Below are 25,368 nucleotides of genomic sequence, written 5' to 3' on the forward strand. Positions count from 1 at the left end.
CCGTACGAAATTCGTCAGTAGTGAAAAAAATAATCTTTTCTGAGGTTTATTTGTCATGCACTGATTCGTTATTTTTCATTCAGAAAGTTTTGTTTGTTTTCACTTGACTTTATATAGTTAGTCTTTTTGTTTTTCAACTCAGACATTTCAAGTATAGGTGAGTTTGAGTTAATCTGCAATTTCTTCTTTTGAGTCTTCAGAAAAAAACTAGATCGAGAGAACCAGTTTTTACAAAAAAAGAAAAAACCTCTTACCAAAAAAGGTAAGAGGTCCATTTCCAAAGAAATGGGTAAGATCCGTAGATGCCGTTTATCGTCCCGGAGTATTGATCCCGCAAGTTCTAGCAGGTGGGTTCTATGGTTATAGCTTTGAACTACCAAATGAGAAGGCTTGTTACCAACTATAACACCGGACAGATCCCAAGATATCAATAAAAATGTTCGGTCAACACTAAATAAGGATAACTCGTACATCACAGATTTCCCACTTCAATAGTAGCACAAGGGAATAAAAGTATCAATAGGGAAGGACTTTTATTTGGAAGCGTTATCTATCTAGGCGTGATAGTTTACAGTTATTTTTTACATAGCCACTTCACTACACAGCGAAGTCTGCTTTTCTCGACCGTGAGACCAGCTTCAAACTGGGACTAATCGCTGAAGCGACCAGTCCCAGTAATTCACATTGACTCTTAGACACGGTGACGTCGCAGCCTTGTTGTTTCGTTTCGCTAAGCAGAGTGACAAGGTTGTCTTACTTATACATAATAGAAGCTAATCATTGGAGCACTGCTTATTTTCGTGAAAGTTAGTCCTGATTAACAAAGAGACTTTCTCATGTGCTTCTATATAAAGTTTGACTGTACAACGAAGAGCATGATTTTACAGAAGTTATTTCTTCTTCCATTTTTTAAGCTGTTGAAGTCGCATCGCAAGTGCTTGTTCGTATTTTCCAGTTGTTTTTGGCTGGTAGTAGGTCGTTTTTTTCAATTTGTCGGGTAGATATTGCTGATCCACCCAAGCCTCGTCATAGTCGTGGGGATACTGGTATCCGATTCCGCGATTCAACTCAGCGGCGCCTTTGTAATGGCTGTCTCTTAAATGATTTGGGACATCGCCGGCTTTTCCTTGACGAATATCAGCGATCGCTTCATCCAAAGCAACATGAGCACTGTTTGATTTAGGTGATAGACAAAGGTCAACAACAATTTGAGCCAAAGGGATTCGGGCCTCTGGCAAGCCTAGTCTTTCGGCAGCCAGCACAGCACTGACTGTTCGTGAAGCGGCGTTCGGATTGGCTAAACCAATATCTTCATAGCCGATGACCATCAATCGCCGACAAATGATAGTCAGATCACCGGCTTCCACAAGTCTTCCTAAATAGTGGAGTGCAGCATCAACATCGCTTCCTCGAATCGATTTTTGAAAGGCAGAGATCACATCGTAATGAGCATCACCATTTTTATCATGCGTCAGTGCTTTTCGCTGTACGCATTCTTCGATGATCGCCAAGGTTAGATGAATCACGCCATCTTCTTTTGGGGGAGTGGATTTGACAGCTAGTTCCAAACCGTTCAATGCGCTTCTTAGATCGCCGTTGGTGGCTCGGGACAAATGGAGACGAGCGTTCTCATCTATTTTTACAGAAAAAGACCCCAGACCTCTTTCTTCATCATGGAGTGCTTGATCGATCGCTTTGAGAATATCTGTTTCATCTAATGGAAAGACTTCAAAAATCTGTGTTCGACTACGAATCGCTGGATTGATCGTAATGTAGGGATTTTCAGTTGTTGCACCGATCATAATGATTTTACCGCTCTCCAAATGTGGAAGTAGAAAATCCTGCTTAGTTTTGTCCAACCGATGGACCTCGTCAAGTAACAGAATCACGGTTCCACTCATGCGAGCCTCTTCGGCAACGATCTGTAAATCTTTTTTCGTATCTGTTGCAGCATTCAGCATACGGAAGGCGTAGCGTGTAGAGCCGGCGATCGCACTGGCGATACTAGTTTTCCCAGTCCCCGGCGGTCCATACAAAATCATCGAAGACAGCATTTTGGCATCGACCATCCGACGAATGATTTTCCCTTCACCGACAAGCTGTTGCTGACCAACGACCTCCTCTAAATTGCGGGGGCGCATACGGTAGGCAAGAGGTTGTTGCATAATCAACGTCCTTTCCTTCTTTTTTCTGAATCCAGTATAACACAAGGCAAACGTATATTCGATTTTCTACTATGGAATTAAAGAGAAAAGAGGATTAAAGATAGCATGGAAGAGGAGAATTGTGTATGATGGCAGTAGGTGATGAAGGTGAAAGAAGTACAACAAATGTTTGAAACGGGATCGACGATCGATATCGCCCGTTTTCTAGTAGGTATGTATTTAGAACACGACACGCCCCAAGGAAAGTTGGGGGGCTATATCGTTGATTGTGAAGCCTATCTGGGACCAGAAGATCAGGCGGCTCATAGCTTCGGTATGCGCAGGACACCGCGCTTGAAAGCCATGTATCAAAAACCGGGAACGATCTATTTATATACGATGCATACACATTTGATCTTGAATATGGTGACACAGCCCGAGGGAATGCCGCAGGGAGTCATGATACGCGGGTTTGAACCGGTCGAGGGTCGAAGCATGATGGAAGAAAACCGAGGACGCACAGGTAGAGAATTATCAAACGGTCCTGGAAAGCTCGTTTCAGCAATGGGGATTTCCAAGGCGTTGTACGGGCAGTCTATTTTTACAAGTGCGTTGCATTTAGTACCAGAAAAAAGACGGGCACCAAAGAAAATCAAAGCTGTTCCTAGAATCGGGATCCCCAATAAAGGGGAATGGACAGAAATGCCGTTGCGTTTTGTTGCAGCAGGCAATCCATACGTCACAGGGATTCGCAAAAGTGAGATTGATCCGGATCTAGGCTGGCAGATAGAGAAAGAGGGAAAATAATGGCAAAAGAAACAATCGTCTCTTATTTAGACAAACAACTAACGAGCAAAATTCCTGATTATGATGTAGCGATCGACTGGGATGCCAGAAATCACACGATCGAGCTAGTGGTTCGGTTATTTGCTGAAAATACAACAGGTGCTACGATCGATGATGTGGAAGGCGTGGCATCAGAAGAAGCGATCATTGAATTTGAAGATGGGATTCTTTTATACAATCCACAAAAATCCAAATTTGATGAGGAAGATTATTTGGCTGTGCTGCCCTTCGAAGGAAAAAAAGGACTCCAACAGGCAATGATCGATGGCTTAGTAGATTATTTGCAGGAGGTTTTGGACCAAGGACAAAGCGATCTGCTAGATTTTCTGTCTGACGAAGAAGCAGAGTCTTTTGAGCTGTCTTTTTCTGAGGAAGAATTCAAAGCAGCGGTCGCTAATTATTCAAACAAGAACTATATCCCATATCCTAGCTACTAAGTAACAGACAACAATGGCAGGAAAATGGCTTAAAAGGAGAACAAACGATGAAATGGAATGAAGTAAAGATAGAGACGGCCAGTGAAGCGGTTGAAGCTGTTGCCAACATTTTGATGGAAGCAGGTGCTAGTGGTGTTGCGATTGAAGATTCGTTGGACGTGGCAAATTTTCAAAGTGACCAGTATGGCGAGATCTTGGACAAAGAAATGATCACGACCTTAAAAGAAGGGGCGTATGTCGCAGCCTATTTTCCTGAAACGATCTTTTTACCAGAGCTTTTGCCTGCTATCAAGCAAGAGGTAGCAAAATTGCCTGAGTATGGTTTGGCAATCGGCAAGAATGAGGTCACTGTGAGCGAGGTGGCAGAAGAAAACTGGGCAACGGCCTGGAAGAAATATTATCATCCTGTGCGTCTTTCTCGTTACTTGACGATCGTTCCTAGCTGGGAACAGTATAAGCCACAACATGCAGATGAAAAAATCATCACGTTGGATCCGGGAATGGCTTTTGGGACAGGGACTCATCCAACAACTCGTCTGACTTTACAGGCATTAGAGGTTACTTTGCGAGGCGGTGAGACGGTGCTAGACGTCGGAACAGGTTCGGGTGTCTTGAGTATCGCCAGCAAATATCTGGGTGCTAAGGAAGTTCATGCCTTTGATCTAGACGATGTCGCTGTACAAGCGGCGCAGGAAAACATGGATTTAAATCCAATTGCCAACGATGTTCAAGTCAGTGCCAATGATTTACTGAAAGCGGTCGATACGCAAGCGGATGTGATCGTCGCCAATATTTTGGCGGACATTATTCTTTTGATGATTCCTGATGCTTGGCGATTATTGAAGCAGACCGGAACATTGATTGTTTCTGGGATCATTGAAGAGAAAAAGGCGATGATTCTCGAAGCGATGGAGCAACAAGGCTTTGAAGTTGATCAGATTTTCCAACAAAAAGACTGGTATGCGATTCTATTAAAGAAACCAGAGGAAGAGTAAGATGCAGCGATATTTTTTAGAAGAAGTTTATGAACCGAAAGAACGGTACGAAGCAGTTGGAGAAGCTTATCATCATATGATTCGCGTGATGCGGATGTCTGTAGGGGCACAGGTCTACCTTGCTTTTCAAAATCAGGTGACGATCGTAGCGGAGATCATAGAAATCACCGATGACGCTGTCCAATTGAAGGAAATCGCCAAAGAGCTACAGGAAAAAGAACTGCCTGTAGCGATCACGATTGCCTGCGGTTACCCAAAAGGGGATAAACTGGATCTGATTGTTCAAAAAGGAACCGAATTGGGTGCGGCAGCTTTTATCGGTTTTCCAGCGAAAACCTCAGTCGTCAAATGGGATGCCAAAAAATTAGTGAAAAAACAGCAACGATTGGAAAAAATTGCTCAGGAAGCCGCGGAACAGTCCCATCGTCAAGTGACGCCCAGTGTGGAGCTATTAAACTCGGAAGCAGCATTGCTACAACAACTGTCACAGTTTGATGCAGTTGTCATTGCTTATGAAGAAGCTGCTAAACAGGGGGAGACGGCACAATTGGCAAAAATATTACAGCAAATCGAAAAAGGCAGTCGATTGCTGGCGATTTTTGGTCCGGAAGGTGGCTTTGCTCCAGAGGAAATCGAGCAGCTGACGTCACTGAAGGGGCAGCTTTGCGGATTGGGTCCCCGTATTCTGCGGGCTGAGACCGCTCCGTTTTATTTGCTGAGCGCAGCCAGCTATCAACTGGAGTTTCTTTGAGTAGAAATAAATCGTTTGGTCTATTTGAAAAGAAGACAAAAAATATTGTATAATATCTTATAAACTAAAATGGACATGGAGAGTCTGGACAAGGCGTCCAGACCTTTTTTCTCAAAGGAGGTTCCCAAAATGGCCAAAGAAACTATCATCTCTGGACCAACAGTCATCAAACTCGTTTCGTACTACATGAGTGACGAACATGTGGCTTTTGTCAAAAAGGCGTTAGACTACGCGACAGAAGCACACGAAGGTCAATTTCGTAAATCTGGTGAACCCTATATCATCCACCCTATTCAAGTAGCCGGTATTTTGGCTGAATTACATATGGATCCTCATACTGTTGCCACAGGATTTTTACATGATGTTGTTGAAGACACCGAGGTGACACTACAGGATTTAGAAAATGAATTTGGTGCCGATGTGGCGATGCTGGTAGACGGTGTCACCAAATTAGGAAAAATCAAATACAAATCTCACGAAGAACAATTGGCGGAGAATCACCGCAAGATGCTGATTGCTATGGCACAGGATTTGCGAGTGATCATGGTCAAACTAGCCGACCGCTTGCACAATATGCGAACACTGAATCATTTACGTGAAGACAAGCAGCGCCGGATCGCACAGGAAACGATGGAAATCTATGCCCCTCTTGCTCATCGTTTAGGGATCAGCCGGATCAAATGGGAATTAGAGGATCGCTCACTGCGTTATATAAATCCCAACCAATATTACCGGATCGTCCATCTGATGCAGACCAAGCGTGAGGAACGAGAAGCCTATGTAGAAGAGGCCGTCGAAGATATTCGTATTGCTACCGAGGAATTGGATATCTATGCAGAGATCTACGGCCGACCAAAACATATTTATTCGATCTACCGCAAGATGGTCGACAAGAAAAAACAATTTGATGAAATCTATGACTTGCTGGCTATTCGAGTGATCGTTGATTCGATCAAAGATTGCTATGCCGTTTTAGGAGCGATCCATACCAAGTGGAAACCCATGCCGGGACGCTTCAAAGACTACATTGCGATGCCCAAAGCCAACATGTATCAATCGATCCATACGACAGTTATTGGTCCTAAAGGCAATCCGGTAGAAATTCAGATTCGAACGCATGAAATGCATGAGATCGCCGAATTTGGGGTAGCTGCACACTGGGCCTACAAAGAAGGACATACTGAGCAAATCAAGACCGATGCGATGACCCAACAGGTAGGCTGGTTCAAGGAATTATTGGAGCTACAGGATGAAAGTTTTGATGCTTCCGAATTTATGGAAGGGGTCAAAGGCGATATCTTTAGCGACAAAGTCTATGTCTTCACTCCGAAAGGCGATGTTTCTGAACTACCTAAAGGATCGGGACCACTTGATTTCGCCTACAACATCCACACCGACATCGGTAACAAAACAGTCGGTGCCAAGATCAATGGCAAAATGGTCCAACTGGATTATAAATTAAAAAATGGCGACATCGTGGAAATCATGACTTCGCCCAATTCGTTTGGTCCAAGCCGTGACTGGTTGAAACTTGTTGCGACAAGCAAAGCTAAGAATAAGATCAAACGCTTCTTTAAGACACAGGCACGGGAAGAAAACGTTGAAAAAGGACACGAAGCAGTTGTCAAAGTATTGTCCGATATGGGATTTGTGCCAAAAGAAATGCTGGCGAAGGTGAAAATGCAAGAAGCCCTGCAGCGTTTCAATTATCAGACAGATGAAGATTTATTTGCGGCAGTTGGTTACGGTGAAGTTAGTCCGACGACTTTGGCTAACCGATTGACAGAAGAAGAACGCCGCGAGCAGGAGTTAGAAAAAGAGAAGCAACGAGTGCAGGACATCATGAATCAGCCTGCGAAAAAAGAACCGGAAAAAATGAAGATCCGTCACGAAGGCGGGATTGTGATCCAAGGTGTGCAGAATTTACTGATCCGTATCAGTCGCTGCTGCAATCCGGTACCAGGCGATGAGATCGTTGGCTATATCACCAAAGGTCGGGGAATCTCGATCCATCGAGCAGATTGTCCGAATGTGACCAATTCAGCAGAAAACCAAAGTCGTTTGATCGACGTAGAGTGGGAAGACACCTCTAGTAGTAACAAAGAGTACGATGCTGATCTAGAGATCCACGGTTACGATCGTTCCGGATTATTGAATGATATTCTGCAAACAGTCAGCTCTCAATCTAAAAGACTGGTGAGTGTCGATGCCCGGTCAAATAAAGACAAACAGGCAACGATCCGATTGACTGTTTCGATTCAAAATCTTTCTCATCTACAAACGATCGTAGATAAGATCAAACAAGTACCCGATGTCTATAGTGTACATCGAGTGAAAGGATAGATCATCATGCGAGCAGTTGTACAACGTGTCAGTGAAGCAAGTGTAGTGATCGATGGGGAAATTAAAGGTGCTGTTGGACAGGGATTCATGATCTTGTTAGGCATCCATGAAGAAGATACCCTGAGCGATGTCGAATACCTTGTTGGAAAAATCGCCAAGTTGCGGGTGTTTGAAGACGATCAGGGAAAAATGAACCGTAGTATCGAAGCCGTTTCTGGCAGTATTTTAAGTATCTCGCAATTTACTTTGTATGGAGAGACTAAAAAAGGCAACCGACCAAGTTTCATTAAAGCTGCCCGTCCAGAAACCGCAATTCCTTTGTATGAAGCTTTCAATCAAGGCTTGCGTGAGCAAAACATTGCTGTTGAGACCGGGGAGTTCGGTGCAGATATGAAAGTGTCTTTGGTCAATGATGGACCTGTCACGATCATTTTGGATACAAGAGAAAAATAATAGGAAAACAGAGAACGAGATCTCCAAAGATCTGCTTCTCTGTTTTTTTTTGAGCTGTTTTTTAAAGCAAGCATCGTATTTCCAGCTACTAGTGTCCAAATCACTGCTCTTCTCGGATGAAACTTACGAAGGTGTAAGCTGGTTTTTCTTTTTGTAAGTAGGTTTGCTTGCGATTTATAGATATGATAAAAGCACAAGCTGAATGGCTATTTATTATTCAAGAGGAGGAAAGACCGTGAAAAAATTGATCCTTGCCTGTGTAGGACTACTGTTTACAATCTTCTCTCTCCTATCCATCACTCATTTTTCTTATGAAGCAGTGGAAGGAATGGAGAGCGACAAACAAACGATGATTATTACAAAAAAAAGAGGGATTTTCAAATCAAGAATTTTTAACAGAATTAACCGATGGGATGGAGCAGCTCCAAACGGATATCCTCTTTCGCTATGTTGATATCACAGGAGGAAAGCCCCACTATCACTATTATACAACCGCCAACAATACTGAATTCCTCCCCTTGTTAGATAGACAAGAAACATTTTTGAACCTTGAAGCAGGACAACGCATCTCCACGGTTCTTGATAGTGCTACTGTTTCTCCTTTAAAAGTTTCTTCTATCTATCAAGACATAAGTATTCAAAGATTGACAGATGCGGCTGGCTACAATTTGGAGAAGGCGATGTATTATGTAGACGCGACTCGAGTAGATGATATTCTTCAAAAAATGACTGAAATGGGAATTGTAGCAACGACAGTACCTTCTTCTTTGGTTTCGGCAAAAATTGGGCTCGTGCTGTTCACCTTTCTCCCCGCAGTGTTGGTTTTGATGAGTATGCTCTTTTATATTTTTTCTCAAGCGAAGAAGAATGTCTTGAAGAAAATGGACGGTTATTCTTTTGTAGCTATTCTAAGGGAAGAAGTCCTAGATCTAGGTTCAAAGATCTTTTTGATTGTTTTCATCGTCTTTATCCTGACAATGGGACTGGCTTACAGTCAGTTCAAAATTGCTTTCTATCAGTATTTCCACTTTTCCATGCGTTATTGGCTGATTGGTATTTTGATTGTTACAGGCAGTTTTTTAGTCAGCAGTATGGTGATCAAGTTTCAACAGAATACCGAATATATTAAAGGCAAAGCACCTAAGAAAGCCATGTACGTGTTATCAACGATCGTTAAAACATTGTTCACGATATTTGTCGTTTTCTTTTTGAGTATGGCGATCAGAAATGTCACAACTGCTTATAATAACCTTCAATCAGCAAAATTTTTCGCAGACAAGGTAGAAGGTTACGTCACACTACCTGTTTACAATGTGAACCGATCGACACAAGGTTTGGAGCCACAATATGTAGAACTTTATAAGGAAACAGTCGCTACTTATGACGGAGTCTTGATTGATGCATCCAATTATGAAACAGATTTAACAAGTGGACAAACGACGGCAGAAGAATTCAATCAAATCGATATTACGATCAACGAAAACTATTTAGTTTTTAGTCCTATCTATCAAGGGTCTAAAGAACCAGTGATTCGCGAACAATTAGACCCAGCTTTTGTCAATATCTTACTGCCAGATGGAAAAGAGATTGAAACAGCAAAGTATCAAGAAATGGCGAAGCTCTCTTATCATACAGACGCTAATTTTATCTATTATAGCAGCGAAGAAAGTTCAGTTTATTCGTATCATCCCAATCGCGGCTCAGGGATTCGCGGGGAGATTGAAGCCCCTGTGATCATCGTTCTTTTAGAGGATCAGCTTACGCAACAGGAAGGCTTGCTTTTTGCTAATTCAAGTACAGGTAGCTATTTTATCCAAACGAAGACGGACGATCCTTATCAGGAATTGCTGCCATTATTGAAGAAATTGAGGATTGAAGAAATCACCTTGGACACGCCGTCTCTAATGAGTAGCTTTGAGGGAAATATTGCGCAAATGTTGTCCATGTTACAGATATATGGAGTGCAATCCTTGCTCTTATCTGTAGGGATGTTCGTTCTGATTCTCTTTTCTACAAAGCTCTATATCGAGAACCAGCGAAAACGAATGGCCTTGTCGTTGGTCGAAGGCGAAACATTCTTATCTGTTTTGAAAGGTCACTTGTTGGTCACGTTGGCTAGTTACGCAATAGTGATTGTGGGATTGAAAGTAATGGAAATCGTAGCGGTGATCAGTGCAGATTATCCCATCTTATTAGGGGCAATGCTCATCGAACTTAGCGCTGTCTTTCTATTTGGCAGATGCTATAGTTTGATCAATCTGCATACGATCGTGAAGGGAGAAGAATAAAATGACGAAAATCACCTTAAAAAATATCCAAAAGAATTTTGCGGAAAAGAACGTTCTGAACAACTTTTCAATGACCGTCCATCAAGGAGAATATCTAGCGATTACAGGACCCAGTGGAAAGGGCAAGACAACTTTATTGAACATTATCGGTATGCTGGAAAAGGTCGATTCAGGGGATATTTCATTTGATGCGATCAAAAATCCTACATTCAGCTCTAAAGCATCACTAAGGCTCCGCCGGAAGGAAATTTCGTATCTTTTTCAAAATTATGGTTTGATCGACAATGATAGTGTGGAGAAGAACCTCTTACTGCCATTGAAATTCAAAAAAATATCCAAACAAGAAAAGCGGCAAAAAATAAGTTCAGCACTCACTCAGGTAGGATTAAAAAATTTTGAGAAACGCAAAGTATTTACTTTGAGCGGTGGAGAGCAGCAACGAGTAGCCTTAGCAAAAATTGTGTTGAAAGACCCAGCCATCATCTTAGCAGATGAGCCGACAGGAAGTTTGGATGAACAAAACCGTGACGAAGTACTCTCCTTGCTGAATGAGTTGCATGAAAGAGGAAAAACGATCATTGTTGTGACGCATGACTCTGACGTGGCTGATCGTGCCCAAAGAGTACTCACCGTGTAGCAATTCTAAATATATTTCAAAGAATCATCACTGAAAACAAACCATCTTACAAAACTGTTAGTTCCTACTTTTTGTCGGAGAAATCTTATTCAAACGTTGATGTAGTAATGTTTGTGATGAATAGATTGCTAATTTTTTTGAAAGGATTTCGGGAAAGCACGCAATGTCTGTGAATGGCTTGGAAAAAAGATTGTAAGCCTTTTGTAACTGTGGAATAATAAATGAAAAATGTGATAAGGGGGAGTAATGAATGAAATTTTGGCAACGGGCAATAAAAAGCGTCACACGAAGAAAAGGACGTTCGTTTATTTTATTTTTAGTCATTTTTATCTTAGGGAATGTGATTGCCGGAGCGGTGGCGATCGAACAATCCACAAAAAACGTAGAAGAAGAAACAAAAAAATTAATGGGTACTAAAGCAACGATCGATATGGATTATGAAAGATTGGACAAAGAGCAACAAAATAATCCTGAAAAATTTGAAGGAGAAGACGACTGGTCCAAATATCCTAGTTTACAGGAATTTGAATCGATTGGGAATCTTTCCTATGTAAAATACTATGATTTATCGATTCCTAGTTATATGGGACTCAACAAAATAAAAAGTTATGTGCCGGAGAATAGCGGCGTGAGCTATGGCGGCGGTTATAAATATGAGCTGAATGTCAAAGGAGTCAACCGCAAAGAGATCGTTGATATTGAAGACGGTTTGATTCGTTTGGTCGAAGGCGATACCTTTACTGAAAAAAATATCACGGAAGGCGAAAGTGTGGTGTTGATCAGTAAGGAGGTTGCAGAAGCCAATAATCTTTCTGTCAACGATCAGGTCGTGTTCGATGTGACCGGCGAAGTCTTCGACGAATTTTCAGAAGGGATGGATGAAGAGAGTGAGAGCGATGGTCCAGAAACGGTCACCTTTGACTTTCCAGTTACAGTCGGTGGAATTTTTCAAGTGGTGAAAAAAGCCGATACTGGCGCTAGTGAAGAAGAAAACTATGAGCAGGATTGGCGTGCAACCGAGCAGATCAATACGGTCTATGCACCAAATGAATTAGTGAAAGCTTTGAATCGTGAGCAAGATGAAAAAATATGGAAAGTGTCAGAAGAAGATTTAGAGAATCAGGAACAGTATTATCAAGTTTCCTATACATTAAATTCAATCGATGACGTCGAAGCCTTTCGTGCAGAAGCCAATGCGTTGTTAAGCAATGACTATTATCATGTCGTGGCATCGACTGACCAGTATGACCAAATTGCTGGTGGAATGAAAAAATTAGGAACGATCTCCACCTACGTGGTAATCATCGCCGCCTTGTCAACGATCCTGATCATTTCATTGGTGGTCTTATTGTTCCTTCGTGATCGAAAACATGAACTGGGTGTATATCTTTCATTAGGGGAAAGTCGTGGCGAGATCATTGGACAGATCGTTGTCGAATTGCTGATTACCAGTTTAGTAGCCTTGGTTCTGTCATTGGTCACTGGTAATTTGCTAGGGGGAGCGGTGTCCAATTCACTATTGCAAACTGACTGGTTGAGCAATACAGGCAATATGGGGATGTACTATGGTGGTTTTGACATGGGAGCGGATGTTTCCTATCAAGATATCCAGGCAGCCTACAAAGTTACCTTCTCTACAGGCTATGTGATCAGTTACTTGCTGTTAGGACTAGGTACGGTATTGCTATCAGCGATTTTACCGTTGCTGTATATTCTTCGCTTGAATCCGAAGAAGATCATGATGTAAGGAGGAAGGAACGAATGACTTTATTAGAAACCAAAAATGTCGATTATTTTTATCAGGATGGCGATCAGCGTCGTTATATTTTGAAAGACACCTCAGTGACCTTTGAACAAGGGACCTTCCATGCAATCTTGGGACAGTCAGGTTCAGGAAAGACGACGTTTTTGTCACTGATCAGTGCACTAGATGCACCTAAAAAAGGAACAATCTTGCTGGGAAACAAAGATATCAAAGAGATCGGTTACGACAACTATCGTCGAGATAAAATCAGTATTATTTTTCAAAGCTACAACCTGATTCCTTATTTGACTGCTGTGGAGAATGTGCTAGTCCCTATGTCGATCACTAAAAACCAGCTACCGGACAATCATCGGGAGGTAGCCTACAATTTGCTGGATTATATCGGCATCACTAAGGACAAAGCCGATCGTTTAGTCAATCAGTTATCTGGTGGAGAGCAGCAAAGGGTAGCAATCGCTCGTGCGTTGGCAACCAATGTCGATATTATCTTAGCGGATGAGCCTACCGGAAACTTGGACGAAGAAATGGAACAGGAGATCGTCGACATTTTTAAAGAGCTCGCTCATACCCATAATAAGTGTGTCATCATGGTTACTCACTCGAATGAGATTGCTCAGCAAGCGGATAAAACTTTTTACCTTCGTAAAGGTGTGTTGAAGCCTTATGAGTGATTTTCTGTCCAATTTTACTAAAAACAACTATGACGGCAAAAAGAAAGAACCTGTTGAAAAGAAGCAGGAGGAAGAATCTACCGAAACGGAAGAAGTTCAAGAATCCGTAGTGTTTTCAGAGGGGACCATTGACGAATCTTCTGAGAAAGCGACAAATGAAACTGCGGAAGAAACAGAAGACGAAGCAGAGGTGGAAACTTCTGTAGGGTCCCGCAGTCAGAAAAAAGAAGCACCTGTCAGTCGTTTCCAAACCGAGGAAACAGAATTTGATCCGACGTACAAAAAACGCCAGCGAAAAAAATATCTAATCATTGGGTTAGTGTCAACACTGGCTGCTGTCCTGCTTTTCTTTCTATACTATCAGTTGACCCATGTCAAAGTACCAGATTTTGCTGACAAAGAAATTTCTGAGGTGCGCACCTGGGGTTCAGAAGAAGGAGTCGTGATCCAGGTAGATCAGGCCTACGATTTCGATACTGAGGTGAACCATGTCATCTCTCAGGAAACGGCTGCAGGTAAAAGGATTCGTAAAGGCAAAACGCTGACGATCGAAGGCAGTCTGGGCGCTGATCCGGAAGAACAGCTAGAACTGCCGGACTTTTCTGAGCTGAAGAAAACTGGAGCAGAAGAGTGGATCGCTCAGAACAAAGCAGAGAATGTCTCATTGATCGAAGCTTTTGATGATAAAATCAAACAAGGGGATTTTATCAAGCAAGAAGCGGCTAACAAAGAACTAAATCTGGAAGAATACCAACGGAAAGACCGTTTGAATGTCTATTATTCTAAAGGCAAAGAAGTCTTCGAAAAAAATATCGATGTTCCTGATTTTAAAGGAAAAGCATTGACAGATGTAGAAGAATGGGCAAAGAACAATGAAGTGAAGCTGAAGACGGAAAAAGATTTTTCAAATGATATTTTATTGGATATGGTTATTTCACAGGAGACAGAAAAAGGACAAAAAGTGGCCAAGCATGACGAGCTAGTGATCCATGTCTCCAAAGGAAAAGCGATCGAAGTTCCGGATTTCTCTAAATATACGATGGACGAAGCTGCCAGCATTGAATCGCAGATCAGTGTGATCATCAAAAGTGTCTATTCTTCCAGTGTTAACTATGGACGTTTTCTTAGTCAGTCAGTGGAAGCCGAGAAAAAATATGCGGAGGGCGATGATCTTCCAGTGGTAGAAGTCGTTTATTCGGAAGGGAAGCCTTACATGCAGGACTTGCGAGGTTCAACCATCGAAGGGGATCTGCCTAAATTATTCTTTGATCAGTTCCAGTCTAAGGGAGCCTCGATCTATTATTCGATCTACTATGTCGATTCCTATGAACCAAAAGGTACTGTAGTCCAAATGAGCCATTATGGTCAATTTTTGCCAATGGAGCTGACGATCAGTATTGGGATCAGCTTGGGGAATCTTTCCGCGCCTCCTCAAAGTTTCCCAGAACCAGAGCCTGAGGAAGAGATCCTTGAATCAGAAGAATAACAAACATCCAGTGTCGAAAAGGCACTGGATGTTTTTCTTTCTAGGTGAAAGTATTGTATAGTTAAAGAAAAGAAACGAGTAGAAAGCAGGGATCTGTCATGAAGGTACTTTACACAGGAACCATAGAGATCGATGGCGAAAACTATATTTTGGCAGCAACAGAACAAGGCTTGTCCTATTTTGGTCAGCTTGAAAAAAGTAAGACAAAATTTCCACGTTTTTTTAAGGGCTATACATTGGTGGAAGATCCAGCTAAAGTCCAGTCATATGTGCAACCTATAAAAGAATATTTTCAAAAAAAACAAAGGGCTTTCTCTTTTCCGATCGATTTGATTGGAACACCTTTCCAAAAACAAGTCTGGCAGGAGCTTTTAAAAGTTCCTTATGGTTCGACAGTCAGTTATAGTGAATTGGCTCAAAAAATAGATCGACCGACGGCTTATCGTGCCGTTGCCAAAGCCGTGGGGAGGAACAATCTACTGGTCATCGTCCCTTGTCATCGTGTCTTGGGAAAAGACGGTTCTTTGACCGGATTTGGTGGAGGACTACCTTTAAAAAGAAAGCTGTTGTCGATTGAAGGACATCCTGCTGAAAACTGGAAGTGAGTAGCGATACTCACTTTTTTTGTGGAATCCTTTGTTTTGATTTATAATTAAATTATCAGAATTTTAAATCAACAGAGAGAAGGAGTGAGACGATGGGAACGATTCAACAATTCAATCCACAGAAGATTTCACCAGAAAATCCGTTGTTTTCCAGTACGAAAACTATGATCGAATCCTTTTTTTATGGAAACAATGTAGAAATTGTACCAACAATAGAAAGCGCTTACTTAAAAGCGAGCGAAGCAGCTGGAACGGTCGTAACGGATCTGCCGATCAAGCATGCTAAACAGCTAGGACTTCCCAAAGAGGCAAAAATGCTAGTATCGAATGATGGAAAAGTCGTGGGACGGACCTCTGCAGTAAGAGTCATTCTGGATCAGTCGGAGGTTGATCGAGCCTATTACGACGGCTTATTGCGGGAAGCGATGTATCAGGCAAGCAGTCAAACCTTCTATCAGGGCAATGTGATCGTTGGTCTACATGAGAACTTCATGATTCGCAGTCATGTACTTGTTCCAAAAGGATTTGAAACAAATTTGTATTCCTATTTGCTAAATTTTCAAATCGAAACCGAGGAGTGGCGTCAACGTTATGAAAAATCTGCGCCCTTAGAAGAAAATGATATCTACCTCTTTGCCAATCCTGAGTGGCAGCATCCTGATTTTCCGCATGGACTGGCCCTATTTGATCCACTGCATAATGTTGCTGCGATCTTGGGACTGCGCTACTTTGGTGAATTGAAAAAAGGCACGCTGACTTTGGCATGGGCTACTGCTCACCGAAATGATTTTATTGCCTGTCATGGCGGAATGAAGCAGTATCATTTGTCTCATAAAAAATTTACCATGGCGACCTTTGGCTTATCGGGTTCAGGAAAATCGACGATCACTTTGGCCAAGCATCATGGTCGTTATCCTGTTGAGGTACTGCATGACGATGCTTTTGTGATCGATCGAGCAACCGGAACAACCGTCGCTTTGGAACCCGCTTATTTCGATAAGGTCCAAGACTATCCTTTGACAGATCCGACCGTTGCTTATTTTTTAACGATGCAAAATGTGGGTGTGACACTAGATGATCAAGGAAGAAAAGTTCCAGTGTTACAGGATATTCGCAACGGCAACGGACGGACCGTCAAATCTCGTTATGTCACAGAAAACCGCGTTGATTTTATCGGTGAGCCCTTGGATGCTGTTTTTTGGATCATGAAGGATGATAGTTTACCGCCTGTCGTAAAAATTGAAGATCCGGCACTGGCAGCCGTCTTTGGCTTGACTCTGGCAACCAAACGCAGTACCGCAGAACATGTTTTAGATGAGTCTGATTTGGATATGCTAGTCATCGAGCCTTATGCGAATCCTTTTCGCAGTTATCCTTTAGGGGAAGACTATCAAAACTTTCGTGAGCTGTTTCAAAAACAGACAACGGCTTGCTATATTCTTAATACAGGAGCATTCAATGGAAAAGATATCTCGGCTGAGGTCACTTTGTCCAGTATTGAAACGATCATTGAAGAAGCAGAATCTTTTATTCCCTTTGATTCGATCGCTGGTATGAGTTATTTGCCGATCAAAGGCTTTGAGGTTGATTTTTCTCAGCTGGAATATACTGAAAAAGTAAGGCTGCGGATGCAAAACCGCTTGGATTTTATTTTGCAACAAAAAGGAAGCGACCGTTTACCCAAGGAGGCCTCGATAATCATGGAGGACGTCATCGAGAATCTCAAAAAGCAATCAAATGAAAAGAAAAAATCTTTTTAGTAAAAAATACCTAAAAACAGCGACAGAGACTATTTTTTTGTTATAATGGAGGTGCAATCAAATTTAAGGAGGAACAATATATGTCAACATTAGAAAAGCTGCAAAACGGCTCAGACATTCGCGGAATCGCTATTGACACAGAAGAATATCAGGCCAATCTAACACCCGATGCAATGGAAAAAATCGCTTCAGGTCTGATCCACTGGTTGAAAGAAAAAACGAACAGTACTCAGCTGACTGTAGGAATCGGTCGAGACAGTCGTTTAAGCGGGGAGAGTTTGAAAGATTCCTTGATTGGCGCTTTGACTCAACAAGGAGCAGACGTGATCGATTTTGGTTTGGCAACAACACCGGCAATGTTTATGAGTACGCAATTTCCAGAATTCGCCTGTGATGCAGGAGTGATGTTGACAGCGAGTCACCTGCCTTATTATTTCAATGGAGTGAAAATTTTCAGTGAGATAGGCGGTGCTGAAAAGGAAGATATCCAATTTATTTTAAGTCATACACAAGCAATCTCGGGAGCTGAAAAAGGTTCAGTACGAACAGCGGATATTTTGACACCGTATTCAAAAGACTTGGTCCAAAAAATCCGAAAAGGAATCAAAGGCGAACCACAGGAACCTTTGAAAGGCTTGAAAATCATTGTGGACGCTGGAAACGGCGCAGGAGGCTTCTTTGCGGAGAAAGTTTTACAGCCATTGGGTGCGGATACAACAGGCTCGCAGTTTTTAGAACCTGACGGCCATTTTCCAAACCATATTCCTAATCCAGACAACAAAGAAGCCATGGCAAGCATTCAAGGGGCAGTATTGGAACATCAGGCAGATCTAGGCGTTATTTTTGATACGGACGTAGACCGTTCAGCGGTTGTAACTAAAACGGGAGATGTTCTCAATCGGAACAACTTGATTGCTGTGTTGAGCCGAATCATTTTGACAGAGCATCCGGGTACCAGTATTGTGACCAACTCTCCAACATCGGATCATTTGAAAGCATTCATTGAAGCGCTAGACGGCAAGCAGGTTCGTTATATTTCTGGGTATCGTAATGTGATCAACAAATCGATCCAGCTGAATGATTCAGGAATCGACTCTCAGCTAGCGATCGAAACTAGTGGACATGCAGCATTCAAAGAAAATTATTTCCTAGATGACGGTGCGTATGTCATCGCGAAAATTTTGATGCTCTTGCCACAACTACAGGAAAATGATCAAACCTTGGAATCATTGATCGCCGATTTGAAACAGCCAGCTGAAACACAAGAGGTTCGTTTTAAATTGGAGGCAGAAGATTACCGTGCATTAGGGGAAACAGTCATCAAAGATATTGCTGAAACCAGTGTGACTGGTTGGACAGTTGATCCAGAAAACGATGAAGGCATTCGCTTCAAGCTTTCAGATCCATTTGGTTCAGGCTGGTTTTTACTGCGAATGAGTTTGCATGAGCCACTACTTGTTTTACAAGTAGAAAATGATCAAACTGGGATCATTCCTTCTGTTTTAAAAGAGCTCCATCAATTTCTCAATAGCTATGATCAAGTCAATCAGGAAAAATTGTTGCCATTGATCGATTAATAAGAAAAAAACAAAGAATCTGTTCTGTGGATTCTTTGTTTTTTTCTTAGTTTAAATGATCATCTGTCAATTTGGATTGAAAGCTAGTCTTAATGAATTATTGAATGGTGAAAGATCAGGAAATTTGGTAAAGTAGAGAAAAGACGATGTTCTTGCAGAGATCGGATCGATCAAAGATACTGCAGAAGCTGGGAGGAAAGAAATGGCTAAGATCATGGTAGTCGAGGACGAAACAGTCATTCGTCAACTAATTATGGAAGAATTGGAAAAATGGCAGTTTGAAACCTTTGGCACAACGGACTTTCATCAAGTATTGCTGGATTTTAAAACCGAAGATCTGCAATTGATTTTACTGGATATCAATTTACCTGTTTTTGATGGTTATTACTGGTGCCAAAAAATTCGTGAAATCTCAAAAGTACCGATCATTTTTATTTCCAGTCGCAATACGAACATGGATATGATCATGGCAATGAATATGGGTGCGGATGATTTTATCACGAAGCCCTTTGAATTGGACGTGCTGGTAGCGAAAATCAACGCGTTACTGCGCCGTTCGTATAATTATGTAGAAAACAACAATGAAACGATCACTCACAATGGTTTGATCCTGAATGTCGATAACGGCAGTGTAGACGTTCAAGGAGAAATCATCGATCTAAGCAAAAATGAATACCGTTTACTGTATATCTTAATGAAAAATCATGGAAAAATCTTAAGCCGTGAGAAACTGTTACGGGCGTTGTGGGACGATGAACGATTCGTCGATGACAATACATTAACCGTCAATATCAATCGTCTGCGTCGTAAGATCGAACAGGCAGGGGTCAAAGGCTATATCGAGACAAAGGTTGGTCAAGGTTACATCATTCCTTGAGTGGTTTAGGTTTTCAAATGAATTTTTCTAATTTTGAAAAATGATAGAAATGAGGAAGTCCATGAATTTTTGGAAATATTTAAAAGATCAATGGTGGGTATTTGTCGGCTGGTTTTTGTTTGTCCTGCTGACAGCGTTTGTGATTTGGCTGTCACCCGGTGTTTCTCTTAGTTGGGGAACATTGGGTTATTTGGTGTTGATGCAGACAGTGGTTCTAGGCGTCATCTTAGTGATCCACTATATGTCCAAGCGTCGTTGGTGGCGCGAGTTGACTTTCAAGGAAGGGGACAGCGTGCTGCAAAATTATCTTTCTTCTGCCCGTAGCGAGGAAGAACACCTAGAACAAGAATTTATCAATCAAGTGATTCGAGAGCATCAGGAAACAATGGAGCAAGTCGTAACAAATCAAGAGGAACAAAAAGATTACATTGATTCTTGGGTACATGAGATCAAGGTACCTTTGGCAGCCACTCAGCTACTGCTGCGCTCGATCGAATTTGATATAGCCGATGCCAAGTACCTTTCATTGGAAAATGAATTGAACCGTATGGATGAATACGTAGATCAAGTCCTTTATGTCGCACGACTGGATAGCTTTTCCAAAGATTATCTGATTCAAGAGACCTCGCTCAAAAAAATCATCCAGCCTGTGTTGCGCAGTCAAGCCAACTACTTTATTCAAAAGAATATTCGTTATGCTATCGAAGGAGACGATCAGCAAGTTTTGACCGATGGTAAATGGATCGGCTTTATTCTTCGTCAGCTATTGAGTAATGCGATCAAATATACATCTGAAAATGGTACGATCAAGATTCGTTTGGTGAAGAAAAGGAAGGGCGTCCAGCTAGAGCTTCAAGACAGCGGGATCGGTATTCCCAAAGAGGATATGCGACGTATCTTTGACAAGGGCTTTACTGGGAAAAATGGACGTAATGACCAGAAACATTCGACAGGTTTAGGTCTGTATCTGGCAAAGAATCTGGCCAGTCGACTAGGTGTCAAACTGTATGCCAAATCCGTAGCAGGACAAGGAACTAAAATGACCTTGTATTTTCCAATGTTGAGCTACTATGAAGAAGAACGTTAAGAATTTTTTCATCTAGAAAAAATAAGACTTGTTTTACTAACATTTTATTGGTAGACTCGTTACTTATAAGACAAGAAGAAAGAGGAACAAGTATGACGATATTGATTGCATTGATCCCAATGCTTGCATGGGGTAGTATTGGATTGGTCAGTGGAAAACTAGGTGGAGACGCCAATCAGCAAACTCTAGGAATGACGATCGGTGCCTTTTTGTTCTCATTGCTAGTTTATATTATTTTGCAGCCAGGACTGACCCTGTGGATCGTTTTGATCGGTTTTTTATCAGGAATGCTCTGGACTGTCGGACAAAACGGACAATTTCACGGAATGAAGTATATGGGCATCTCGGTGGGATTGCCAATGTCGACCGGCATGCAGTTATTTTTGAATACGGTGGCGGGAGCCATCTTCTTTCATGAATGGACAAAAACTCGTGACTTTGTCGTGGGCTTTCTAGCCTTGTTCTTTCTGGTGTTTGGTGCGTATCTGACAGCTAAGAGAGACAAGAACGACGTCCAGCCGGATACAGATCGTTTGTATGATTTTAGCAAGGGTTTCCGTGCACTGATCTTCTCAACGATCGGCTACGGTTCCTACACAATTTTGATTCGTTGGGCAGAACTAGACCCGACAGCGATCATTTTGCCACAAAGTTTGGGCATGTTTATCGGTGCCAATCTGTTTGCTTTTCGTAAGATCGAGTGGAATCAGTATGTGTGGAAAAATATGGCTTCTGGTTTGTTGTGGGGCGTTGGGAATGTCTGCATGCTACTCACCGTGCAGGAGCTTGGGTTGGCGATCGGTTTCTCCTTGTCACAAATGGGGATCATCATTTCGACCTTAGGCGGTATTTTTCTATTAGGAGAACGAAAAACCAAAAAAGAGCTACGCTGGGTACTTTGGGGCTGCCTGTTGGTTATTGTCGGTGGTTTATTGTTAGGTTATTTAAAAATGTAGCAGCGTGATCACTTTCTATAAAGATAAAAATGGACCTTAGCTAGTCGACACTGAAAAACATTTCAGTGCAAACGATTCGCTAAGGTCCATTTTATTCGATCAAAGTTTCTTTATCTAATTTATACAGGATATAAAAAGGAACCCATACCAAACAAATAATTCAATGCCAGATATCCAATCAGTGTCAGCCAAAGATAAATGAAGGCTGCGGTATTTTTCTTCACTATAGTATAAATCAAACAGACGCTAAAACTGCCATAATAGAGAATCAAAGCCGTAATATCATATGGAATCATTTCTGTAGAAAGAGAATAATGAAGAAAGGTCAAGAATTTTTCATTATCCACTAGCCGAATCAATAGAAGGGGTAAAAAATTATATATAAGTTTGATTAATGATAGACATAAAAAGGTAAGATTGACTTTCTTCAAGGGTATCCCTGCTTTCTTAGTTTATTAGAAGAACTGAAGAACAAATCGCTGGAAGAATTGAATTGGCGAGTGTCTGTTACAATTACTATCTCGATAGAATCATTTTTTGATGGCAAAAAAACGGTCATAGACAACTATGAGAAGTCTCTGACCGTTTTGCATTATTAGCCTTGATTGCCGCTGGTCAATTCCAACAGACGTTGTTTCAAATCTTCTTCCATCACGCCAAGCTCGAGTTCTGCATTGCGACGTTTTTCTTTTCCTTCTTGCTGGATACGCAAGGTTTCTTGAATTGTTTCGACCAAGTCGTTTTGTGTTTTTTGCAAGGTTTCGATGTCGACGATGCCACGTTCGTTTTCGCGAGCAGTCTCGATAGCAGAGACCTTCAGCATCTCTGAATTCTTGCGTAGCAAATCGTTCGTTGTTTCAGAAACTTGTCGTTGAGCCGTAACTGCGTCTTTTTGACGAAGCAGTGTTAGAGCGATGACCACTTGGTTTTTCCATAGTGGGATCGCCGTATTGATCGAGGCATGGATTTTTTCTGCAAGTGCCTGATTCGTGTTTTGGATCAGACGAATCTGAGGTGCTTGCTGGATCGTGATTTGACGAGCTAAACGCAGATCATGGGTACGCTTGTCTAAGCGATCCAGAAACTGTGAGTAGTCATTGGCAATTTGAACATCCATTTGATCGCCCGTTTCACGAGCTTTTTCCATGGCTTCCGGGATTGTTTGAGTTTGTAGCTCTTCCATCTTTAATTCACCGGCAGCGATATAGATATTCAACGCATCAAAATAATCTTTGTTTTTAGTGTAGAGCTGTTCGAGCATCATGTTGTCTTTTAATAGACCATCTTTTTCTTTGGTCAACTTGACAGCGACTTTATCGATCTGTGCGCCGATTTTTTGATATTTTGCAGTGATTTCATAAATGGATTGTTTGACTTTGCCAAACATCCGCTTGAAGATATTACCTTCACCTGCACGCAGATCATCTGGATTGGCTTCTTGTAGACGGAACATCAATTCTGTCAAAGAGTCACCAACAGGTCCAATATCCGCTGCTTGAACGTGATTTAACATCGATTGAGAGAATTCACTCAATTTTGTTTGCGCGGCAGCACCATATGTAATGACTGCCTGCTGATCAGTCGCATCGATCTTAGCAGCCAGCTCTTTGGCTTGCTGTTGACGACCGTCAGATAGCTGATCGATCAAACGAGGCGCTTTTTGTTGAGTATGCAGTTCAGTGATTTCTTGCTGTTGTGTAGTTGTCAATGAATCTAGATTTGCTGCAAAAGGATTGCTTAACAGATCCTCTAGGGAATCATTGACTTCAGCAGTTTTTTGTTTTGGTAAATTATCGGTCATATATGTAGTCCCCCTTTAAATAAGAAGTCTCGTTCTTATGCGTTGTTTTCTTCATAAGAACGATTTCTTTGTATACTTTGTTTGGCAATAGATAACTCGACATCCAGATCCTCTAAATCGTCCGAAACGAACTTTTGGTAATCTTTAGAAATCAAAGCAGCCATTTGGTCGATGATTTGAATGCTTTCTTCGATTTTTTCGTAGGTCTCACGACTCTTGATCTCGTGATTATTGATCTCGATATACTTATTAGTTAAATCTACCATGTTTGGCAAGTGTGTGTAAAGAAAATGATTGGCTTCATTCAAACGTGTAGGCTCTTTGACTAATTCTTTGAACAAGGCTTTTGCTGCTCGAATCGTGTCATGTCGCAGGTCGATCGCTTTTAATTTCGCGTTATTACTGATATTCGTCTGTAATTGTTCGATCTGTTGTTTAGCCTGATTCAAGGTATCACGGAAAAATTCGATCTCTCGATAAGACATGCCACTGTCCAGATAACTTTGTTCCCGTTTTTTAGACAAAGTTGGTAAGCTGTTCGTCTGGCTGTTTTTTTGCTTTTTCGAAGATGATTTTCCTTTGAAACCATAATACACAAGGAAAATTCCGCCGACGAGTAGAAAAACAGGCAAATAGTCAGAGATGACTACGTTAAATACGAGAATCCCAAAAACTATTACTAGAATGGATAACCATTTTGATTTTTTCATCTATTGTATTCCTCCTAAATTTCTTTTTTATACAACACTGTTTATGTTTGTTGTCTATGAATTTATTTTAGCATGTTCCCTTGAAGAAAAGAATCGGACTTGCGGTGGATTTTTGGAATTTAGGAAAATCATAAGAAATCTCCCGTCAGAACAGTTTTTCTGAAAAATGCACAACTTTTATCAAAAGAAAAAAGTTTGTCAAACTCTAGCTAAGGTCTTAGGAAATTTCCAGTGTTCTATGTTAAACTAAGTCTTAAAATAAGACGATTAATGAAAAACAGAAAGAAAGTATGGTGGAACAATGCTTCGTTATGAAGACTTTGAAGAAAAAACAATTGAACGTCAAGAGATTTTTCATGGAAAAATCATTGATGTGGCGCTGGATGATGTACGACTTCCTGATGGTGGAAAAGCCAAACGGGAACTGGTTTTCCATCCTGGCGGCGTAGGAATTTTAGCCATCACAAATGAAAACAAGATCGTATTGGTCAAGCAGTTTAGAAAGCCTTTGGAGCAAGTTATTTTGGAGATTCCTGCCGGTAAAATCGATCCAGGCGAGGGATGTCATCCAGAAGAAACGGGTGCCAGAGAATTAGAGGAAGAGACGGCTTATCGTGCAGAGCGGTTGGAACCAATCGCTTCTATGTATCTTTCACCTGGTTTTGCCAATGAGCTGCTCCATCTTTATCATGCAAAAAATATCAAAAAAGTGGAAAACCCATTGGCACAGGATGAGGATGAGGTATTGGAGATCTATGAGCTGACTTTAGAAGAAGCAAAAAAGGAAATCCAAGCCAAATCGATTTGTGATGCCAAAACGATTTTTGCTATCCAATATTGGGAATTGCTGATTGCTCAAGGGAGGGTCTAAAATGAGTAAGTCCCCCTTAGTGACCCGAGCGGAACTGCGCAGAAGAAAAGAGCAGGAAGAAGTAGCACAGGAGCGTAATCGACAGCTACAAAAAAAAGAAGCTGAAAGGGAATATCAACAAGAAGAAAAGAACATCGACAAATATTACCGGAAAGAACTAAAAAAAACCAAACCGGTCACTAAAACACGTTCGTCGGAAAAGCAACGTTCTAGAGAAATGAATACATTTTTGATGAAGAGTATCGTTGTTGTCACACTGCTGCTGATCGTTGTCGGCTTAATGGTGTGGTTTTTGTAGAGCATTTTAC

24 protein-coding genes and 1 other RNA gene are annotated in these 25,368 nt (G+C 41.5%); 20 read left to right on the forward strand and 5 right to left on the reverse strand.

Features of this window, described 5'->3' with window-relative positions; all coding sequences use genetic code 11:
* Positions 1-289: 289 nt before the first annotated feature.
* Positions 290-484: non-coding RNA, 6S RNA (gene ssrS, locus ACWODM_RS12090), on the reverse strand.
* A 406-nt stretch (positions 485-890) separates the two neighbouring features.
* Positions 891-2,165, reverse strand: coding sequence for a replication-associated recombination protein A (locus tag ACWODM_RS12095; protein WP_455321626.1), 1,275 nt, complete (start codon positions 2,163-2,165; stop codon positions 891-893).
* A 141-nt stretch (positions 2,166-2,306) separates the two neighbouring features.
* Here ACWODM_RS12095 and ACWODM_RS12100 point away from each other — a divergent pair, with 141 nt between their 5' ends.
* The 18 genes from ACWODM_RS12100 (at position 2,307) to ACWODM_RS12185 (ending at position 21,678) form a co-directional block, all read left to right on the forward strand.
* Positions 2,307-2,951, forward strand: a complete 645-nt coding sequence (locus tag ACWODM_RS12100) for a DNA-3-methyladenine glycosylase (RefSeq protein ID WP_455321677.1) — start codon at positions 2,307-2,309, stop codon at positions 2,949-2,951.
* Entirely contained in the window at positions 2,951-3,427 is a 477-nt protein-coding gene (locus ACWODM_RS12105; protein ID WP_455321627.1) for a DUF3013 family protein, read from the forward strand. Before ACWODM_RS12100 ends, ACWODM_RS12105 begins: the two co-directional genes overlap by 1 nt.
* A gap of 47 nt (positions 3,428-3,474) precedes the next feature.
* Positions 3,475-4,422 carry a 50S ribosomal protein L11 methyltransferase gene (gene prmA, locus ACWODM_RS12110; RefSeq protein WP_455321628.1) on the forward strand — a complete coding sequence of 316 codons (948 nt, stop codon included), beginning with the start codon at positions 3,475-3,477 and terminating at the stop codon, positions 4,420-4,422.
* A 1-nt stretch (position 4,423) separates the two neighbouring features.
* Entirely contained in the window at positions 4,424-5,173 is a 750-nt protein-coding gene (locus ACWODM_RS12115) for a 16S rRNA (uracil(1498)-N(3))-methyltransferase (RefSeq protein ID WP_455321629.1), read from the forward strand.
* 129 nt (positions 5,174-5,302) lie between these two features.
* Positions 5,303-7,516, forward strand: a complete 2,214-nt coding sequence (locus tag ACWODM_RS12120) for a RelA/SpoT family protein (protein ID WP_455321630.1) — start codon at positions 5,303-5,305, stop codon at positions 7,514-7,516.
* Positions 7,517-7,522: 6 nt separating this feature from the next.
* A complete protein-coding gene (gene dtd / locus ACWODM_RS12125) occupies positions 7,523-7,969 on the forward strand; it encodes a D-aminoacyl-tRNA deacylase (RefSeq protein ID WP_455321631.1) in 447 nt (148 codons plus the stop codon).
* A 235-nt stretch (positions 7,970-8,204) separates the two neighbouring features.
* Complete coding sequence (locus tag ACWODM_RS12130; RefSeq protein WP_455321632.1) at positions 8,205-8,423, forward strand: hypothetical protein; 219 nt, start codon at positions 8,205-8,207, stop codon at positions 8,421-8,423.
* Positions 8,383-10,257: a hypothetical protein gene (locus ACWODM_RS12135; protein WP_455321633.1), complete on the forward strand. Its 1,875-nt coding sequence runs from the start codon at positions 8,383-8,385 to the stop codon at positions 10,255-10,257. Before ACWODM_RS12130 ends, ACWODM_RS12135 begins: the two co-directional genes overlap by 41 nt.
* A gap of 1 nt (position 10,258) precedes the next feature.
* A complete protein-coding gene (locus tag ACWODM_RS12140) occupies positions 10,259-10,894 on the forward strand; it encodes an ABC transporter ATP-binding protein (RefSeq protein WP_455321634.1) in 636 nt (211 codons plus the stop codon).
* A 250-nt stretch (positions 10,895-11,144) separates the two neighbouring features.
* On the forward strand, positions 11,145-12,641 hold the full coding sequence (locus tag ACWODM_RS12145) for an ABC transporter permease (RefSeq protein WP_455321635.1): 1,497 nt from the start codon (positions 11,145-11,147) through the stop codon (positions 12,639-12,641).
* Positions 12,642-12,655: 14 nt separating this feature from the next.
* Positions 12,656-13,330 carry an ABC transporter ATP-binding protein gene (locus ACWODM_RS12150; protein WP_455321636.1) on the forward strand — a complete coding sequence of 225 codons (675 nt, stop codon included), beginning with the start codon at positions 12,656-12,658 and terminating at the stop codon, positions 13,328-13,330.
* Positions 13,323-14,816, forward strand: a complete 1,494-nt coding sequence (locus tag ACWODM_RS12155) for a PASTA domain-containing protein (protein WP_455321637.1) — start codon at positions 13,323-13,325, stop codon at positions 14,814-14,816. Before ACWODM_RS12150 ends, ACWODM_RS12155 begins: the two co-directional genes overlap by 8 nt.
* A 98-nt stretch (positions 14,817-14,914) precedes the next feature.
* On the forward strand, positions 14,915-15,421 hold the full coding sequence (locus ACWODM_RS12160; RefSeq protein WP_455321638.1) for a methylated-DNA--[protein]-cysteine S-methyltransferase: 507 nt from the start codon (positions 14,915-14,917) through the stop codon (positions 15,419-15,421).
* Between the two features lie 92 nt (positions 15,422-15,513).
* Entirely contained in the window at positions 15,514-17,181 is a 1,668-nt protein-coding gene (locus ACWODM_RS12165; protein WP_455321639.1) for a phosphoenolpyruvate carboxykinase (ATP), read from the forward strand.
* Positions 17,182-17,261: 80 nt separating this feature from the next.
* Entirely contained in the window at positions 17,262-18,758 is a 1,497-nt protein-coding gene (locus ACWODM_RS12170; protein WP_455321640.1) for a phosphomannomutase/phosphoglucomutase, read from the forward strand.
* Positions 18,759-18,960: 202 nt separating this feature from the next.
* Positions 18,961-19,635: a two-component system response regulator SapR gene (sapR, locus tag ACWODM_RS12175; protein ID WP_455321641.1), complete on the forward strand. Its 675-nt coding sequence runs from the start codon at positions 18,961-18,963 to the stop codon at positions 19,633-19,635.
* A gap of 61 nt (positions 19,636-19,696) precedes the next feature.
* A complete protein-coding gene (gene sapS, locus ACWODM_RS12180) occupies positions 19,697-20,722 on the forward strand; it encodes a two-component system sensor histidine kinase SapS (protein WP_455321642.1) in 1,026 nt (341 codons plus the stop codon).
* A gap of 92 nt (positions 20,723-20,814) precedes the next feature.
* Positions 20,815-21,678 (forward strand): GRP family sugar transporter, encoded by an 864-nt coding sequence (locus tag ACWODM_RS12185; protein ID WP_455321643.1) that lies wholly within the window; start codon positions 20,815-20,817, stop codon positions 21,676-21,678.
* 119 nt (positions 21,679-21,797) lie between these two features.
* Here ACWODM_RS12185 and ACWODM_RS12190 read toward each other — a convergent pair whose 3' ends face one another.
* From ACWODM_RS12190 to ACWODM_RS12200, 3 genes are all read right to left on the reverse strand, one after another.
* Positions 21,798-22,109 carry a hypothetical protein gene (locus ACWODM_RS12190; RefSeq protein WP_455321644.1) on the reverse strand — a complete coding sequence of 104 codons (312 nt, stop codon included), beginning with the start codon at positions 22,107-22,109 and terminating at the stop codon, positions 21,798-21,800.
* 164 nt (positions 22,110-22,273) lie between these two features.
* Positions 22,274-23,479, reverse strand: a complete 1,206-nt coding sequence (locus ACWODM_RS12195) for a toxic anion resistance protein (protein WP_455321645.1) — start codon at positions 23,477-23,479, stop codon at positions 22,274-22,276.
* Positions 23,480-23,514: 35 nt separating this feature from the next.
* Entirely contained in the window at positions 23,515-24,189 is a 675-nt protein-coding gene (locus tag ACWODM_RS12200; protein ID WP_455321646.1) for a 5-bromo-4-chloroindolyl phosphate hydrolysis family protein, read from the reverse strand.
* Positions 24,190-24,490: 301 nt separating this feature from the next.
* On the opposite strand from ACWODM_RS12200, the gene ACWODM_RS12205 reads away from it, so the two are divergent.
* Together ACWODM_RS12205 and macP are read left to right on the forward strand one after the other, a co-directional pair.
* Positions 24,491-25,060 (forward strand): NUDIX hydrolase, encoded by a 570-nt coding sequence (locus ACWODM_RS12205; RefSeq protein ID WP_455321647.1) that lies wholly within the window; start codon positions 24,491-24,493, stop codon positions 25,058-25,060.
* A 1-nt stretch (position 25,061) separates the two neighbouring features.
* The gene (gene macP / locus ACWODM_RS12210) at positions 25,062-25,358 is read left to right on the forward strand and encodes a cell wall synthase accessory phosphoprotein MacP (protein WP_455321648.1); all 297 of its coding nucleotides are present in this window, start codon (positions 25,062-25,064) and stop codon (positions 25,356-25,358) included.
* The last annotated feature ends 10 nt before the right edge of the window (positions 25,359-25,368 follow it).

The organism is Enterococcus olivae (assembly GCF_053760925.1).

Bases quoted from the DNA above. Each gene is read 5' to 3' on its own strand.
- ACWODM_RS12095 (WP_455321626.1), bottom strand. From the start codon at position 2,165: ATGCAACAACCTCTTGCCTACCGTATGCGCCCCCGCAATTTAGAGGAG.
- ACWODM_RS12100 (WP_455321677.1), top strand. From the start codon at position 2,307: ATGAAGGTGAAAGAAGTACAACAAATGTTTGAAACGGGATCGACGATC.
- ACWODM_RS12105 (WP_455321627.1), top strand. From the start codon at position 2,951: ATGGCAAAAGAAACAATCGTCTCTTATTTAGACAAACAACTAACGAGC.
- prmA (WP_455321628.1), top strand. From the start codon at position 3,475: ATGAAATGGAATGAAGTAAAGATAGAGACGGCCAGTGAAGCGGTTGAA.
- ACWODM_RS12115 (WP_455321629.1), top strand. From the start codon at position 4,424: ATGCAGCGATATTTTTTAGAAGAAGTTTATGAACCGAAAGAACGGTAC.
- ACWODM_RS12120 (WP_455321630.1), top strand. From the start codon at position 5,303: ATGGCCAAAGAAACTATCATCTCTGGACCAACAGTCATCAAACTCGTT.
- dtd (WP_455321631.1), top strand. From the start codon at position 7,523: ATGCGAGCAGTTGTACAACGTGTCAGTGAAGCAAGTGTAGTGATCGAT.
- ACWODM_RS12135 (WP_455321633.1), top strand. From the start codon at position 8,383: ATGGAGCAGCTCCAAACGGATATCCTCTTTCGCTATGTTGATATCACA.
- ACWODM_RS12140 (WP_455321634.1), top strand. From the start codon at position 10,259: ATGACGAAAATCACCTTAAAAAATATCCAAAAGAATTTTGCGGAAAAG.
- ACWODM_RS12145 (WP_455321635.1), top strand. From the start codon at position 11,145: ATGAAATTTTGGCAACGGGCAATAAAAAGCGTCACACGAAGAAAAGGA.
- ACWODM_RS12150 (WP_455321636.1), top strand. From the start codon at position 12,656: ATGACTTTATTAGAAACCAAAAATGTCGATTATTTTTATCAGGATGGC.
- ACWODM_RS12155 (WP_455321637.1), top strand. From the start codon at position 13,323: ATGAGTGATTTTCTGTCCAATTTTACTAAAAACAACTATGACGGCAAA.
- ACWODM_RS12160 (WP_455321638.1), top strand. From the start codon at position 14,915: ATGAAGGTACTTTACACAGGAACCATAGAGATCGATGGCGAAAACTAT.
- ACWODM_RS12165 (WP_455321639.1), top strand. From the start codon at position 15,514: ATGGGAACGATTCAACAATTCAATCCACAGAAGATTTCACCAGAAAAT.
- ACWODM_RS12170 (WP_455321640.1), top strand. From the start codon at position 17,262: ATGTCAACATTAGAAAAGCTGCAAAACGGCTCAGACATTCGCGGAATC.
- sapR (WP_455321641.1), top strand. From the start codon at position 18,961: ATGGCTAAGATCATGGTAGTCGAGGACGAAACAGTCATTCGTCAACTA.
- sapS (WP_455321642.1), top strand. From the start codon at position 19,697: ATGAATTTTTGGAAATATTTAAAAGATCAATGGTGGGTATTTGTCGGC.
- ACWODM_RS12185 (WP_455321643.1), top strand. From the start codon at position 20,815: ATGACGATATTGATTGCATTGATCCCAATGCTTGCATGGGGTAGTATT.
- ACWODM_RS12195 (WP_455321645.1), bottom strand. From the start codon at position 23,479: ATGACCGATAATTTACCAAAACAAAAAACTGCTGAAGTCAATGATTCC.
- ACWODM_RS12200 (WP_455321646.1), bottom strand. From the start codon at position 24,189: ATGAAAAAATCAAAATGGTTATCCATTCTAGTAATAGTTTTTGGGATT.
- ACWODM_RS12205 (WP_455321647.1), top strand. From the start codon at position 24,491: ATGCTTCGTTATGAAGACTTTGAAGAAAAAACAATTGAACGTCAAGAG.
- macP (WP_455321648.1), top strand. From the start codon at position 25,062: ATGAGTAAGTCCCCCTTAGTGACCCGAGCGGAACTGCGCAGAAGAAAA.